Origin of the sequence: Salinivibrio sp. IB643 (assembly GCF_001996105.1) — a bacterium.
Taxonomy (GTDB): domain Bacteria; phylum Pseudomonadota; class Gammaproteobacteria; order Enterobacterales; family Vibrionaceae; genus Salinivibrio; species Salinivibrio costicola.
The window spans coordinates 1-15498 of sequence record NZ_MUFF01000024.1 but is presented as its reverse complement, the minus strand read 5'-3'; the positions used below and the strand labels follow the sequence as shown (position 1 = coordinate 15498).

Below are 15498 nucleotides of genomic sequence, written 5' to 3'. Positions count from 1 at the left end.
AGAAAGGACCTATGCCGACGTCAATCAACTCGCAACCTTTGTCGCAGCAATATATGCAGCGTCAACGTGACCGTCAGGATGATCAGGTCAACGGCGGTCTCAATAACGCGATGAGTGTGCAAGAACGGGCTGAAGTCATCCGTCAAGAGCGGGAGGAGCAAAAAGAGACTGCCGCATCGGGTGAGCAGCGCGAGGATAAACGCGACTATCAAGCTTTAATTGATCGTGTTGCTGAGCAAGAGGCGCAAAAGACAAAAGCGGACGCGTACAATCAGCAGCAACAGGCATTGATGGACCAAGTTCAAAAAACGGTTACCCCCAACGCACAGCAAACCAGCTATAGCTTGAAGGTTTAAAGCTTGAAGATTTAAACCTTGATGGCAGACGGTGTTCAACAGGATCCCACCTGTAGACAGCTGGTTTCCCAACATTCTGCTCATCGGAAGCCATTACCAATCGGCCACGCCTCTCTTGCCTACTTGGTTGGTCGTCGCTCTTCGTAGCGTCGGTGCGTTTATCTGAAATGCCCCGCCCTTTCTCCTGTTTTTGTTTCTTCAATGTAAGCAAAGTGTATAGAGATTATTGAGTCTCTTTACATACCGTTTTGTTTTATAGAATTGATAAAAAACAACTTTTTTAGGTCTTCCCTTTCCTGTTCAGTAAGTATTACAGTATTGGTTAACAGTATTGTAACGGCCTGAGCGTGCTGGATCACTAGTGCTTACTTTGGTGTCATGCTATTCCTACTGGCATCAACAAGGAGGAACCATTATGACATCCACACTGCAAAAACCGGTAAAAACCATTAACCCATTAGGGACAGATGGGTTTGAATTTGTGGAATATACCGCCCCCGATCAAGCCGGTATTGATGCGTTGAAAAGTCTATTCTCATTGATGGGTTTTGCTGAAATTGCCAAGCACAAACACAAGCATGTTTGGCTGTATCGCCAAGGCGATACCAACTTTATTGTTAATGGCGAACCCGAGTCTCAGGCACAAAGCTTTGCAGAGCATCATGGCGCGAGCGTGAATGCGATGGCATTCCGTGTGCAAGATGCTGTTCATGCAATTGCTTACGCGGCAAAACAAGGTGCCAAAGTGGTTGAGCCCAATATCGGTCCGATGGAGCTTAGCATCCCGGCGGTATATGGCATTGGCGACTCGTTACTCTACTTTGTTGATCGTTACGGTGATCAGAGTATTTACGAGGTTGACTTCGACTTCTATCCTGATTGGCAAGCGCGCCTTAAAGAAGCCGATGCAGGATTGAAGGTTATCGATCACCTGACGCACAATGTCGATATTGGCAACATGGATGTATGGGCTGATTTCTATGATCGTATCGCCAATTTCAAAGAGATCCGCTTTTTCGACATCGAAGGCAAAAAAACAGGGCTGAAATCTCGTGCATTGACTGCTCCGTGCGGAAAAATCCGTATTCCGATTAACGAATCCAGTGATGATAAGTCACAAATTGCCGAGTACCTAAAAGCGTACAATGGTGAGGGTATTCAGCACATTGCAATGACGACAGAGAATATCTATCAAACAGTACGCACGCTGCGAGATCGGGGGATGGCGTTTATGGATACGCCAGAGACCTATTATGAGCAAGTGAATCAGCGTGTTAGCGGTCACGAAGAAAATATTGATGAGCTCCGTGATACTCGTGTTCTGATTGATGGTGACGCGGATACTGGCATCTTGCTACAGATTTTTACCAATACAGTTATTGGTCCTGTTTTCTTTGAAATTATCCAGCGTAAAGGCAATCAAGGCTTTGGTGAGGGTAACTTTAAGGCCCTGTTCGAATCGATTGAGCTTGATCAAATACGTCGCGGCGTGTTGGATTGATCGCTCAGAAAATAAAACCCTTCGCGCTCTTTAACCGGAGCGCTTTTTTGTCTACCTTTCCTTGTATCTAGCCGGATATTTTTCGCCCCAACGACGAACGGGCTCTATGCTTATAGGGCAAGCTCTTCTATTAAATAGGTGATTATGAAAGCAGGCAAAGCCATTTTACGCCATTCCTTATCAGTATCGTTGATGACGAAGCTGGCGTTATGCTGGGTAATACTCATCGCCTTTTTCGCATCACTATTACTTTTTGCCGATTATCAATYCCATAAATCTCAGGTCCAGCGCGTGTTACAAGATGTTGGCAGCCGTGATGTCCGCACCATGACTGATCACCTATGGCGAGTAGAAACACAAGCATTTGAACAACAAATTGAACAACTTATTGCACAACCAGAAATCGATTATATACACGTTTATGATGCTGACAGCACACAAATTGAACGTGGTGTAGAGCCAACTCAACAATCGATCCAGATGAGTTGGCCATTAATTGCCAAAAAAGAAGGCAATGAATATGTACTTGGCCAGCTTGATGTGGCCTCGAACTATACCGCATTACGTGCTTATCTAGGAGAGAGTGCGAAGTGGGCGTTTCTAGGTTGGTTGGGGGTTTCAGGGCTGGGCGTGATAGCGTCAATGTGGATAGTGCAACGGTATCTCACCACGCCATTATCGGCTCTGCACCAACAGGTGAATCAATGGGACAACGGCTTACCAAATCAAATCAGTGTCCCACCAGAATGTCGCGGTTGGTGGGGGTTTGAGGCGCGCTACAATGCTATGGTCACTCAATTTCGCCAAACGCTATCGCGGGTTGAGAACGAGAAGCTGGATGCCGAAAAGGCTAGCCACAAAAAAAGCGAGTTTCTGGCTAACATGAGCCATGAAATCCGTACGCCAATGAACGGCATTATCGGGATGGCATCGCTGCTGAAAAGTACGCGTTTGAATGATGAACAACAAGAGTTCGTCGAAATGCTAGAAACCTCCTCGATGTCGTTACTGGATGTGATTAACGATATCTTGGACTTCTCTAAAATAGAGGCGGGTAAGTTAGAGTTAGAATCATTAGAGCTCAATGTATTTGAGTTGGGTAAAGATCTGGAAAACTTGTTCACGCTGAGAGCTAAAGAGAAACACTTACAGTTTGGCTGTGAGATTGACCCAGAGATATCGCCCTTGCTAATTGGTGACACACCGCGATTACGCCAAGTGATGATCAACCTAGTCGGGAATGCGATTAAATTCACTGAACAAGGCGACGTCGCCGTTTCGATTACCAAAGTTCTTGATGAGGGAAACGCTTGTGTACTTCGTTTTCAAGTGAAAGATACTGGACCTGGTGTCCCGATTGAAGCGCAAAATCGTATCTTTGGTAAGTTTGAGCAAGGCGACGCCTCAGCAGCAACCGCAGGTGGTACTGGGTTAGGCCTCGCGATTTCTCAGCAAATTGTCAACCTGATGGGGGGGCGAATCACCCTAGAAAGTGAAGTGGATGTGGGCAGCCTATTCTCTTTCTCGGCGCGCTTTGAATGTGCAGATGTGCCGCTTGCGACGCCCGTAGAGGCGTATTTATTCGCGGGCGCGCCAATGCTACTGGTTGATGACAGTCGTCTTAATATGCGGATTACAACCGCGCAACTGAGTAATCTCGGCTGTCAAGTAACCTGTTGTATGCATCCCGATGATGCGTTGCCGCTTATTAAAGAACGGCTTGATAGCCAATCTCCATTTAAAGTCGTTTTGCTTGATAAGATCATGCCCAAAATGGATGGCTTTAGTCTCGCCGAGCAAATTGTCACTGAATTGGGTGAGAGAAGTCCAGCCATTATCATGCTGACGGCTGCGCCCTATGTGATTGATAGACCGCGCATCGAGCGATCAGGTATTGAAGGTTATCTTGGACGCCCTTATCAATTTAATGATTTAAAAGCTAATTTAGTTCGGATCCTTCAACAAAGACAGCCCACGTTGGGTATTGTGCGTTCAACAGGAAAGGGGACATCACTGGCAGGGCTACATGTCCTCGTGGTTGAGGATTCCAAAGTTAATCAACGCGTTACAGAAGCTATGTTGACGCAGTTAGGCATCAATGTGCGATCAGCGGATAACGGCGAGCAAGCGTTAGCCCTTTGGAGCAGTCAGCCTTTTGACGCCATTTTCATGGACTGCCAAATGCCGGTCATGGACGGCTATGAGGCGGCAGCACTGATCAGGCGTAAAGCGTCTCGCACGGACCGAATCCCCATTATTGCATTAACTGCTAACGCAACAGCAGAAGATAAAGAAGCATGCTTAGCGGCTGGCATGGATGATTATATTGCTAAGCCTGTTCGACAACACGAACTAGCGACCATGTTAAGAAAGCATACGTTTACCACAGACACACAACTATTGACCAAAGAGTAAGCGAAATAGTCAGCGCTGTTACGCAAGTGTGATTTTAGTTACAAATATACCATAAAATACGAAGGATTCTTGGTGTGGTCTAACCTCTTTTCGTTAGGGTTCTAATCTTTGAGTGGGCTTGGCCCAAAATATAATTAGAAAGCAAAACGCAAAGAGGAAATATGAACAGAAAAAAACTGTTTTCAGGGGCAGCGGCTTTATTGCTGAGTGTCAGCGCTCATGCTGGCGAACTTAACGTGATGGCTTATAACATCATGCAGTTGAGCAACCTACAAGATTGGGATCAAGCAGAACGAGCGGCTCGTTTACCGACTGCGATTGCCGACATGGATACCCAGCCCGACATCATTTTGGTTAGCGAAGCCTTCAACGCTGAAGCAGAGCAAGCAATGAACCAACTTGCCAACCTATATCCTTACCAAACGCCCAATGTGGGGCAAGATTGCAGTGGTGAGGGTTGGGATGCATTAACAGGAGATTGCTCTAACTCTCCTTTCGTCGTGCGGGGTGGCGTCACCATTATTTCCAAGTATCCGATTTTGACCCAGCAAGCGCACATTTATAATAACAGTTTACGGGGCAGCTGGGACTATCAAGCAAATAAGGGGTTTGCGTACGCTAAGATCGATAAAAATGGCGAGATCTTCCATTTGATAGGTACGCACTTACAAGCCACGCATGATGGCATGTCTGATGAAGAACACGAGGTTCGTTTAGGGCAACTTGGCGAGATTAAACAATTTATTAACAACAAAGACATACCGACTGACGAACCCGTGATTGTCGGCGGAGATATGAATGTGGAATGGAGCCGTCAAGATGAAATTAAGGATATGAAAGCGGCACTTAATGGTGCACTGCGCTTCTCTGAGCCTGAAGTGACCTCTTTCTCCGCTGAACATAACTGGTTTACTAAAGCAAACGCGTATCACTTTGAGTATGATCTGAATTACAACACGACATTAGATTATATTTTATGGAGTCGCGATCATGGCAAGCCTGTTAACCAGCCGCAAATGCAGGTTGTGCGCTTAAAAGCCAAGGATAGCTGGTACTGGGATTACTTAGAAGGTGAGTGGCCACAAGAAGCAGGACAAACCTATCATGATGGTTACTACAATGAGCTTTCTGATCACTATCCGGTAATGATTCAGTTTAAATATCAATAGTGTGATTGAGTGATCTCATTCAGTTTTTGCCGGAAAAACGGCAAAAACTCGCTGGAAAAAACGGTGAGCCTTAGTTGGTTCACTGTTTATATGCTGCATTTAATATGCCCAGTAGCACCATGGTTGCAAGACTGACCTTCCCCGGTTCATTGTCGAGCCTTTGCATCGCTTGGCTAGTATAGGCAGGGATCAGCAACGCACAGGCTCCTGATATTACGAGCATAGCAACGATTAATGCGCCCAGGGTAGGGAGTAAAAGTAAGCCATAACCTGCAACTAAGCTGATTGCGCCGATGCCCAGCATGTGGTCGATGCTTAGACGCTGTTTTTTTACCACCAACACTTGTACGGTGAGTGTTGCAATGCCGCTTAAGGTAAGCAAATAGCTCATCATCTGGCTAACTTTACTGGCAGACCATTCGGTGATGGTATGGAGTATTAGCGTGAGGTTGTATTGCAATAGGGCAATTGCTGCACACACGGTGAGTCCATATCCCATATAGGGCCAAATAGCTTTTGGCGCCAGCCACTGACTGACACGCGAGCTTGATGTATATTTCTGGCCCTCACGGTGAGGCATGAGGCTGATAACCAATGTGGCGATTAATGGGCCGGCCAAGCGACCGAGACTTAAACCAATACTGATTGAGGTGATCGCTTGCATGCGGCGTGCCTCGCCAACGAGTAACACGGCCCAATGCTGATTGGCGGGAACCATGCCCGCTACGGTTAAGCCATACACGACTCTTGCCATCAGCGCTAATGCTAACCAAGGCCATTGGTTGAGGCTGTTTTGCGCGCCCAGCGTGGCGATCAGTAACAGGACAAAGCTAATAGCCATGCCGATTAAGGCTTGAAGAACCATAAATTTGGGGCCGTACTGATCGCTTATACGCCCCCAAAAATTGGACAGGTGCCTAAGCTCTGAATCATCACCTCCAGAAGGAGGAGAATCATGAGCAAGAAACGTAAGCAATACAGCGCATCATTTAAGTCCAAAGTCGCCCTGGCCGCGCTCAAGGGAGACCAGACCACATCCGAAATCGCCGCCCGGTTCCAGATCCACCTGACTATGGCCAGCGCTTGGAAGCGCGAGCTACTGGAGAATGCCTCGGACCTGTTCGAAGGCAATAAAAAATCTGGCAAGCAATCCGATGAACACAGTACTGACGAGCTTTATCGCGAGATTGGCCGACTGACGGTGGAATCCGCCCGGTTCCAGATCCACCTGACTATGGCCAGCGCTTGGAAGCGCGAGCTACTGGAGAATGCCTCGGACCTGTTCGAAGGCAATAAAAAATCTGGCAAGCAATCCGATGAACACAGTACTGACGAGCTTTATCGCGAGATTGGCCGACTGACGGTGGAACGCGATTTTTTGTCACGCAAGCTCGATCAGTAAGCCGTCAACAACGGTTGGCGATGATCGAGCATGGTCACTCTCAGATCAGTCTTGTGCGCCAGTGCGAGCTGCTCTCGGTGTACTATATCTCTCGTGCACAGTGTCAGGAGGATCTAGATTTGATGTATTTAATCGATAAGCAACACCTCAACACGCCGTACTATGGCTCTCGCAAGATGCGAGTCCACCTGGAACGTCAGGGCTACCGGATAAAGCGAAAGCGGGTTCAACGTTTGATGCGCACTATCGGCATCCAGGCGGTGTACCCACGCCCCAGAACCAGCATTCCTGGCGATGGACACAAGATTTATCCGTACCTACTTAACGGGCTGAAGATCGACCGTCCCAACCAGGTGTGGGCGACGACATCAGCTATATCCCACTGGCCAAGGGCTTCATGTACCTTGTCGCCATTATCGACTGGTATAGCCGTAAAGTATTGTCCTGGCGGGTCTCCAACACCCTAGACACCAACTTTTGTATCGATGCCTTGGAGGAAGCCTTACAGCGCTATGGAGCCCCTGAGATCTTCAACACCGATCAAGGTGCACAGTTTACCAGTGAAGCTTTCACAGACGTTCTCAAAGAGCATGGCATCCAGATCAGGATGGACGGTAAAGGCTGCTACCATGATAATATATTCGTGGAACGGCTTTGGCGTAGCGTCAAACACGAGTGCGTCTACCTCACAGCCTTCGAAAATGGGCAGCACTTGAAACAGGCGCTCCACCGGTACTTCCGGCATTACAATCAGACTCGGTACCACCAAACCCTTGATTACCAAACGCCCTTCTCGAACGAAGAACACGTTCAAGAAAAAACACTTCACTTACGATAAGAAAACCGACACATATCGTTGCCCCAAAGGGCAAACGCTTATCTATAAAACAACCACAAGAGCCGGTTATCGTACTTATCACTCAGACCCAAAGCAGTGTGCGTTCTGTCCGGTTAGAAACGACTGTACGCAAAGTAAAACCGTGCAAAAGATTATCACGCGTCATCTTTACACTGATGCAGTAGAGCGTGCCAATGAAATGCGACTGCTCAATACATCAAGAAGATAGCGTTGGTGGTGAGCTATCTGGGAAAATGTGGCTTTAACATGGCGGATATAAGGCAAATACTGGCTTCTATCCACCAATTTGGGCGTTGGTTGGTAGTGACCACTCTCTAACAAAAAATATCGCGATCGCGGCCTACGGCCGCTTATCAAAAAGAACCCCGCCTTCTGGCGGGTTTCTTTACTCGGTTAAGCAACGGGATTATTTCCCACTCTTGCTTTGCTTGGTGAGCTCTTTGATGGTGCGGCTGATTTCACGGCGTTGCTTAGAAATCTCCGCGTTTTTGATGATGTGGTCATCGACGCGGTCTTCATAATCACCTTTCATGTTCTTGATGATTTCGACGATATCTCCGTACGACATTTCTGGTTGGATGTAATCCAACAAGTTTTCGAGTAAGACAACACGTTTTTGGTTGTCTCGGATTTTTTTGTCGTTGTCTTGGATTTCGCGTTTTAGCTTATTCTTTTGTCGTGAGTGTTTAACGATCTCGTATACGCTGGTCATCATAGTCGCCTTCTATTTTTTGAAGTATAAAAAATTAAACCACAAGCGCGGCAGCAAACCTAGCCTTTTTCCGCTTGAGGTGGAGAGTTTTTGGTCACTTGAGTCGCCGAGAGGGCGATAGAAGAGTCAGTATGAACCTTGATACTGAGATACCCTGAGGCGAACACCTTTTCGACCATCCTACATCTCGATGAACTTGTTTGATGGTGGCAAAGATAACAGGCTGGCATTGACAGTGTTATGACACATATCAATCCCAGCCATGGCCCGTCCGATGACCGTCAATAGTCGGTTGGGCTACCTTCTAACTTGACCGATGAACCCGATGTTTTCATCATGGCGCCGCGCAACATCGCTTGTACCAGCTCGGTGGCGTCAAACTTTGTGAGTGCTTCATGGGCGCCCACTTGTTTAGCACGATCAACGCTAATGTCACTGGACAATGAGGTATGCAGGATTAAGTATGCTTCTGCCAATTTATCATCATTACGTATTTCAAACGCCAGCTCGTAGCCATCGATGCCTGGCATTTCAATATCACTGACAATGATGTCAAACGGCTTGCCGGCTGATGCGGCGTTTTTCATCATTTGCAGCGCTTCTAGGCCGTTATTCGTCACAAAATAGGGGATATTAATACTATCCAATGCCTCAGAAAGCTGCCTTCTGGCGGTTAAGGAGTCATCGACTAGCAGGATATTCATCGGCTTGAGTTTCTCACGATCCACATCGGCTAAGATAGGATGGAGCTTGTCGGGATCGGATGGGAAAATATGCTCCATGATGTATTCCACATCAAGGAGCTGTACGAGTTTATCGTCGATGTGCATAACACCGGTTAAGAACGCGCGCGTTCCTAAGGTTTCGGGCGGCTCAGAAATAGAGCGCCAATCACATTCGCTGATTTTATCGATTCCACGTACCAAAAAACCCATCACGCGGCGTTGGCAATCCGTGACGATGATATAGCAGGACGCCCACTCGGACTTGGCAACAGGTTTATAGCCAATAGCTTTCGCCATATCAATCACGGGGGTGGCGATGCCACGAAAGCTGGTGGTCCCTATCACAGTTGGATGAGAGCCGGGCAAATCCGTGAGCGGCTGAAAAGGAATGATCTCCCGCACTTTTAGCGTACCAATCGCGAAAGATTGGGTGGCGGTGAGGCGGAACATCAACATGCCTTGTGCTTGATTAGCTTTGCTCTTCATAGCATCACTCTGCGTGTAATCGTCAATCGTTTAGTTATGGTAACAGCCTTAGCATTGTTCACCTATTCTTGTACAAGGATAGGGGCCGATTCGGGAAAAGATACATAATCCACCCTTATTGTCTCATGTTTGAAACTTATTGATAGTCTCATTTAATCGTGGTGTCAGCCACGCTTTTTCCTCACACCTTTTGTTAAAATCTGGGACTAAAACGGGTAAGCTGTAAGGCGCAAGGCACGCTTAATATGGGCAAATAGGTTGCCTGTCGCCATATCTTACCTAAAATAAGACTAGACTTTTTTTTGTCTCGGTGCCCAGAGCACAATAGAAAAGTTGTGAACAGCGACACGTCGATAAGCAAATATACGTGTCCGGATTCATGCGAATGAGCAGTAACACGACGGTTGAGTGAACTATGACCAATATTTTAGATTCGGTAGATTCGCGGACACGGCTGGTGGGTGAGAACCGCCTTGAGCTGTTAATGTTTTATCTAGGTTCTAGCCAACCTTTTGCCATCAACGTTTTTAAAGTCCGCGAAGTTATCAAGGTGCCTAAGCTCAACCAAATGCCGGGCTCGCATCCTAATATTCGTGGCGTGGCGATGATCCGAGGTAAATCGATCCCAGTGATTGACTTACGCCAGTCGATTGGTATGGGAACCATCGGGATGTCTGATGAGTGCAACGTCATCGTGACGGAATACAATCGCACTATTCAAGCCTTCTTGGTGGGTCAAGTGATTAATATCAAGAATATGGGCTGGGATGAAATCATGGAGCCGCCGGCTAGCTCAGGCCGTAATAATTATCTGACCGCGATTACCCGCCAAGACTTTGATGGACAAACTCGTTTGGTTGAGATTGTCGATGTAGAAAAAGTCTTGGCAGAAATTGTCGCCTATGAAGTCGGTGTGTCAGAAGATGTGCTTGATCCGCAAATTACGCCTTACATGGCCGGGCAGCGTGTATTGGTCGTGGATGACTCCTCGACGGCACGAGCGCAGGTCAGTGAAACACTGTCGCAGTTCGGCGTAGAGTGCATCATCAAGAAAAACGGTGTTGAAGCATTGAATTTGCTGAAGAGCTGGTGCGATGAAGGCAAAAATGTCAGTGACGAAATTTTGCTGATGATCACCGATGCAGAAATGCCAGAAATGGATGGCTACAAACTGACGCACGAAGTGCGTTCTGATAGCCGAATGAGTGACTTGTACATTGCACTAAATACCTCGTTGAGTGGCAGTTTTAACGAAGCAATGGTTGAGAAGGTGGGGTGTAATCGGTTTACCTCCAAATTCCAACCTGATCTTCTAGTGAATGTGGTACAGGAGCGCTTACGTCAGGTTGTGGCAAGCTAAATAGCCTTGGCGTCTGAGAATACACAAGCGGGCAGTGGCTCGCTTTTTTTTGTATAACGTTGTGAGAATCTGGCCACGTCCATTAATCGTTGGTCGCTAAAACGCATACTAGATATGGTGTTGGTTGAACTACATTTAGCGTTCGGGGCATAAAGTTATCTACCGTATCTGTGGATAACCTCGTTAATTTCTTTGTAAGTAATGGTAATACGTCAGGTAAGAGCGGGAAGGAAACCTAATTTGTACGTTCTGGTTAAAGTTTAACCATTTTGTTTTGGGCGGCGATAACGTCTCTAAACAGGATCTGCGTTTTTAAACAGATCCTAAGTTTTCAAACAGAATCTAGGCAAATATGCGATACTCGCGACACGAAGGTGAAGCGCCTGTTTCGTTAAAAGATCTTGCTTGGTTGGAACATAGCGCGGTCGCGTAACAGGTTTGGCGCGGCATAAACAGGGTGGCGTTCACAGGAGAGTAGTCGTGATCACGGTAGACAAACATGAAGGGCTGTCAGTTAGGATAGCGGTGCTTAATGAAGAAGTGAGTGCGCAAGAGGTGGCATTCTACCTTTTCGTGCCTGGCGAACTGAAGTTTGGTAAACATGTGCTGTCTGAAGACGATTTTTACTACCGCGTGCTTGCTAATAGTCGTACTTATTTCACGTCCCGCTATCACTTACCGCTCGTTCATGCCCGTCTAGCCAGTCGCGATAAACTCCCCACTGAGCAATATCGCGTCAGCTTGAGTCTTTATGCCTATCAATACGCCTTGTCACTGGAAAAAGCGACGCATGACTTTTTTGAGTCCGTATCAGGGCTTGATGACGCTGATGCTCTTGAGCAGTTAGAAGATACCATTGAAATGGCGGTTGAAATTTTACGTCGTTTACGCCGCTATAAACCGCAAGATACCAAACTGCTCAAGTACTATCATAACATTGATAACTACTTGTCATGGTTGACGGAACAACGTTTCCTCTCGCTACTTGCGCATATGCCTCGTGGGAACGTGTATAAAACGGTCCGCCAACAATTGATTGAGCTATGTCAGGCTGAAGAGGCGCATCGACTGGTTAATCGCTATAACTCGGATAAAGCGGTGCGCGATCCAACGCGCATGGTCAATAAGATGCGTTTAGCACGCCGATTGATTGAATTTCCTGTCACGATTCGACAAATTCCACAGACTTTGGGCAAAAATCTGAATAAGCTTGCTAAGGCTTCAGCGACCGCGTTTGTGATGCTCTTTGTGACCACAGTGATTATTCATGCTCGTCAGTACCTGGGAGAAATCACGTTGTCTTTTGTGCTTGCAATGGCAGGGATCTATGCATTACGTGAGATCTTTAAGGATGATTTGCGTGAAGCGCTTTGGCGGTGGATCCGTAGAGGTCGCCCCAAATGGCGTAAGCGCTTTATTGATCCGACGTCGAATAGGCAAATTGGACGACAGCTTGAATGGCTTGATTACCTTGATTATAACACCTTACCTGATGAGGTGAAAAAGCTACGCCGTGGTAAATTGCGTCAGCGAGAAGAAGCGGTTGTACGACTTAAGGTAAAAACACAACTAGAAACGACCCGTTTTTTATCGGGATACGACACCACCAGAGATGTATGGAAATTTGACTTTCGCTCTTTTTCTCGGTTAATGGACCGCGGTAGCCAACGCTTGTATCGCCTTAATGAAGGACAGGTGCTAAAAGATTCGGTGGAAAAACGGCATCAATTTAATCTGATCAGTTGTCAACGGATTAAAGGCCAGTCAACCGTTTATCAGCGCTGGAAAATCACAGTAAACAGGTCAAAAGTTGTTGATATTGAAGAGGTTTTTGATTGATTACTTGGGGGGTAATACGTTCTTCTGGTTCAGGTAATCAATACAAAATGCATAAAAGTCTATTGCTGATAGGGGTTTGGCGAAAAAATAACCCTGAAACTCATCGACTCCCATTTGCTGAAGGCTAGTTAACTGCTCCCTAGTTTCAACTCCCTCGGCGATCACATGAATACCAAGTTGGTGTGCCATGTGGCAAATGGTATCAACGAGCACTTGCTGTCGTGTTATATCTGCCATCCCAGTGACAAATGAGCGATCGACTTTGACTTTGACTTTGTCGAAGCTTAAATGATTGAGCACTGCCATGGACGACCAGCCGGTTCCAAAGTCGTCAAGCGCGATACGGATCCCGACATCACGAAGTTGGTTCATCAAAAGACTGAATCGACCGATATCATCAATGGTCATTGTTTCTGTGACTTCAAAAATGAGTTGTTTGCGTTGTTCTGGGTGTTTGGCGAAAATCGTTATTACATCAGCAATTAAGGACTCATTGAAAAATGAATCGGAAAGGTTAACGGCGATATCAATATGTGTATTGATACTTTGCCATTCTGTATTGAGCGCTTGATGAACTTGTTGCAGTATCCACTTACCTAAGCACTGCCCAAGCCCTGACTCTTCGGCGACATTTACGATAAATTCCGGGTTAATTGGCCCGTATTCAGGGTGATGCCAGTGAACTAAAGCCTCGCAACCTAATCGATGTGGATCCGCCGATATAATAGGCTGGAAAGCGACATAAAGCGCATCTTGGTATGGGTCTATCAAGTGGGCCTTTAATTCATCGCGGAGCCTACGACGTTGTTGCGCTTCTTGTTCATACTCCGTTTTAAAGGTGTCAATACTGTCTTTCGTGACAGGCGCTTGTTTGGCTCTCATTAAGGCAAGGTCAGCGTTATTAAGCAACTCATTGGCTAACTGCCAGTGACTGTTTCCCGAGTAGGTATCAACATCAAGACTTTTTGCGATACCTATTGCCAAGGACAATCGATGGCCTGGGTAAATACTGTCAATAGCACGACGTAGTGAGTCACATAATGGTTGGGTGAAAAAGCTGAGATGACGACCATCCGAATAAGCAAGCACTGCAAACTCATTGCTACTGATACGCGCACATGGATACCCATAAGGCAAACAAATGCTGTTTAACTGACTGGCAAGTGTTGTTAATGCCTTATCGCCTTGCTCATACCCCATCAAATCGTTGATGTCTTTAAAACGACGGATATCTATCAACAGTAAGGTATGGATACGGTTTCGCTGGACCGCTTTATACAGGCAGTCCAGAAGATAGTTGCGGTTGGGTAAGCCGGTGAGGCGATCCTGCCACGCCAATTCTTGTTGCTTGCTGCTGTTGCGATACAGGCGAAACGCAAAAAAAATCAATACTAATGTGAGTATGGACATTGCAGCGTTCATCACTTTGATTTTTTCATCGAGAAATGCGCGCTGTTCGATGGCGGCTGGACCCGTAAAGTTATTCACCATCAAGTTACGAATCTGGGGAAGCACAATATCTATTTCATTGAGCAAATTTTGAAGCCGTTCTCGATCACCGTTTAACACAGCCTGCTCATGTCGCTGAATGAGTCGAAAAGCGCGCTCCACGATAGGTTGGGCATTGAAAGCGCGTCGCATTGCCGCTGTTTCTCGACTATTTAAAAATGTATCGTACCGACTCCATAAGATGTCATAGGTAAGAAGCAGTGATTGTCTTGGGCTTGAATCATCGACAAGATAGAGTGCCAACTCATTTCGAAACTCGAGGGTCTCTAATTCCATTTGGGCAAGTGCCCAGGCAGACAGCTGGGTATGAAGTGTTTGTTTCGTATAGGCTTGATGAAATTGATAAAGCGCCGTCGCGGTCAAGAGTAGAGCCGTGAAGACAAAAATAACAAAAGTAATAAGTGGGCGCTTTACCATTCGACTTTGTACCTCATCAGCTCTCTATCTCAAGCGGTGTTAGCGGCTTTTTTTCGCTGCATTGTGCTTTTTAATATAGGCGCTGGACGCTACTCTTTTAACACTTCAACACGATTGACTTGCCATGCCATTCGGCTGTGTAGTACTTCGTTTTCAAGTTGGCTAAAGGACGAGAGAGGATAGATAACCCAAATGGGACCTTTGTCTCGAACCCGCATCCAGTCGCCATTCTTTTTAATCGCGAAGATGGGATTATATTTTTTGATATCGTCTCTCGGAATTGTCGCCCAATAATCATTCAACGCATAGGCTTTGAGGCTATGTGCGGGCTTATTCACCGTTTCTAACAGTTTTTGGGCAGAGACACCAAGAAAAACCTGTTCTCCTTCGGTCCATGGCGTTTGTGTTTTGATCGTGCGATCCGCCAGCTGAATGAGTTGTTCACGGGTTAGCGTTTGTTTTGCTACGTCACCGGATATCGTCAGCATTGGCGTAGCTTCAACACGTGATGCTAGCAATGCCAAGAATACTGTTGCTATCAAAAGAAAGTGTGTGCTGCACTTTTTATGCGACTGTGTCGTTGCACTCTCGATGGTTACCATGTTGTTCCTTCCTTTTGCTGTTATTTTTTAAACCTAGCTTGAACGGGTAACTTCCTCAAGAAAGTACGTATAAATCGCTAAGATGTCCTCAGTTATTATATGGAACGTAATAGAAGTCCTCAGTTATTATATGGAACGTAATAGAA

Annotated in this window: 14 protein-coding genes and 1 pseudogene; 10 read left to right on the top strand and 5 right to left on the bottom strand. The window is 46.5% G+C overall.

What is annotated here, in order from left to right; translation table 11 throughout:
• Positions 1 to 11 precede the first annotated feature (11 nt).
• The 4 genes from BZG77_RS10825 (at position 12) to BZG77_RS10810 (ending at position 5441) form a co-directional block, all read left to right on the top strand.
• Positions 12 to 356, top strand: coding sequence for a hypothetical protein (locus BZG77_RS10825; protein ID WP_077647252.1), 345 nt, complete (start codon positions 12 to 14; stop codon positions 354 to 356).
• Between the two features lie 415 nt (positions 357 to 771).
• Positions 772 to 1857 (top strand): 4-hydroxyphenylpyruvate dioxygenase, encoded by a 1086-nt coding sequence (gene hppD / locus BZG77_RS10820; RefSeq protein WP_077460864.1) that lies wholly within the window; start codon positions 772 to 774, stop codon positions 1855 to 1857.
• A gap of 144 nt (positions 1858 to 2001) precedes the next feature.
• Positions 2002 to 4272 (top strand): response regulator, encoded by a 2271-nt coding sequence (locus BZG77_RS10815; RefSeq protein ID WP_077647251.1) that lies wholly within the window; start codon positions 2002 to 2004, stop codon positions 4270 to 4272.
• Positions 4273 to 4433: 161 nt separating this feature from the next.
• The gene (locus BZG77_RS10810; protein ID WP_077647250.1) at positions 4434 to 5441 is read left to right on the top strand and encodes a sphingomyelin phosphodiesterase; all 1008 of its coding nucleotides are present in this window, start codon (positions 4434 to 4436) and stop codon (positions 5439 to 5441) included.
• 79 nt (positions 5442 to 5520) lie between these two features.
• Here the strand turns inward: BZG77_RS10810 and BZG77_RS10805 are convergent, their stop codons facing one another.
• Positions 5521 to 6417 (bottom strand): MFS transporter, encoded by an 897-nt coding sequence (locus BZG77_RS10805; protein WP_274532601.1) that lies wholly within the window; start codon positions 6415 to 6417, stop codon positions 5521 to 5523.
• On the opposite strand from BZG77_RS10805, the gene BZG77_RS14740 reads away from it, so the two are divergent.
• From BZG77_RS14740 to BZG77_RS10795, 4 genes and pseudogenes are all read left to right on the top strand, one after another.
• Positions 6397 to 6843 (top strand): hypothetical protein, encoded by a 447-nt coding sequence (locus BZG77_RS14740; protein WP_108743981.1) that lies wholly within the window; start codon positions 6397 to 6399, stop codon positions 6841 to 6843. The two genes, BZG77_RS10805 and BZG77_RS14740, sit on opposite strands and share 21 nt — an antisense overlap.
• A 20-nt stretch (positions 6844 to 6863) precedes the next feature.
• A complete protein-coding gene (locus BZG77_RS15245) occupies positions 6864 to 7310 on the top strand; it encodes an IS3 family transposase (protein ID WP_108743980.1) in 447 nt (148 codons plus the stop codon).
• Entirely contained in the window at positions 7241 to 7681 is a 441-nt protein-coding gene (locus BZG77_RS15240) for a DDE-type integrase/transposase/recombinase (RefSeq protein WP_108743979.1), read from the top strand. Before BZG77_RS15245 ends, BZG77_RS15240 begins: the two co-directional genes overlap by 70 nt.
• Positions 7626 to 8020: pseudogene (locus tag BZG77_RS10795) on the top strand (transposase); the annotation flags it as partial. The gene BZG77_RS15240 and the pseudogene BZG77_RS10795, both read left to right, overlap by 56 nt.
• An 88-nt stretch (positions 8021 to 8108) precedes the next feature.
• Here BZG77_RS10795 and BZG77_RS10790 read toward each other — a convergent pair.
• Positions 8109 to 8414: a DUF496 family protein gene (locus BZG77_RS10790; protein WP_077647248.1), complete on the bottom strand. Its 306-nt coding sequence runs from the start codon at positions 8412 to 8414 to the stop codon at positions 8109 to 8111.
• Between the two features lie 281 nt (positions 8415 to 8695).
• On the bottom strand, positions 8696 to 9625 hold the full coding sequence (locus tag BZG77_RS10785) for a chemotaxis protein CheV (RefSeq protein ID WP_025744876.1): 930 nt from the start codon (positions 9623 to 9625) through the stop codon (positions 8696 to 8698).
• Between the two features lie 415 nt (positions 9626 to 10040).
• Here BZG77_RS10785 and BZG77_RS10780 point away from each other — a divergent pair, with 415 nt between their 5' ends.
• On the top strand, positions 10041 to 10985 hold the full coding sequence (locus BZG77_RS10780; protein ID WP_077647247.1) for a chemotaxis protein CheV: 945 nt from the start codon (positions 10041 to 10043) through the stop codon (positions 10983 to 10985).
• Positions 10986 to 11465: 480 nt separating this feature from the next.
• The gene (locus tag BZG77_RS10775; protein WP_077647246.1) at positions 11466 to 12824 is read left to right on the top strand and encodes a hypothetical protein; all 1359 of its coding nucleotides are present in this window, start codon (positions 11466 to 11468) and stop codon (positions 12822 to 12824) included.
• Here BZG77_RS10775 and BZG77_RS10770 read toward each other — a convergent pair whose 3' ends face one another.
• Both BZG77_RS10770 and BZG77_RS10765 read right to left on the bottom strand, forming a co-directional pair.
• A complete protein-coding gene (locus BZG77_RS10770; RefSeq protein WP_077647245.1) occupies positions 12825 to 14750 on the bottom strand; it encodes a putative bifunctional diguanylate cyclase/phosphodiesterase in 1926 nt (641 codons plus the stop codon). It lies immediately after the preceding gene.
• A gap of 89 nt (positions 14751 to 14839) precedes the next feature.
• Positions 14840 to 15238 (bottom strand): oxidoreductase, encoded by a 399-nt coding sequence (locus BZG77_RS10765; protein WP_108743982.1) that lies wholly within the window; start codon positions 15236 to 15238, stop codon positions 14840 to 14842.
• Positions 15239 to 15498: the final 260 nt, after the last annotated feature.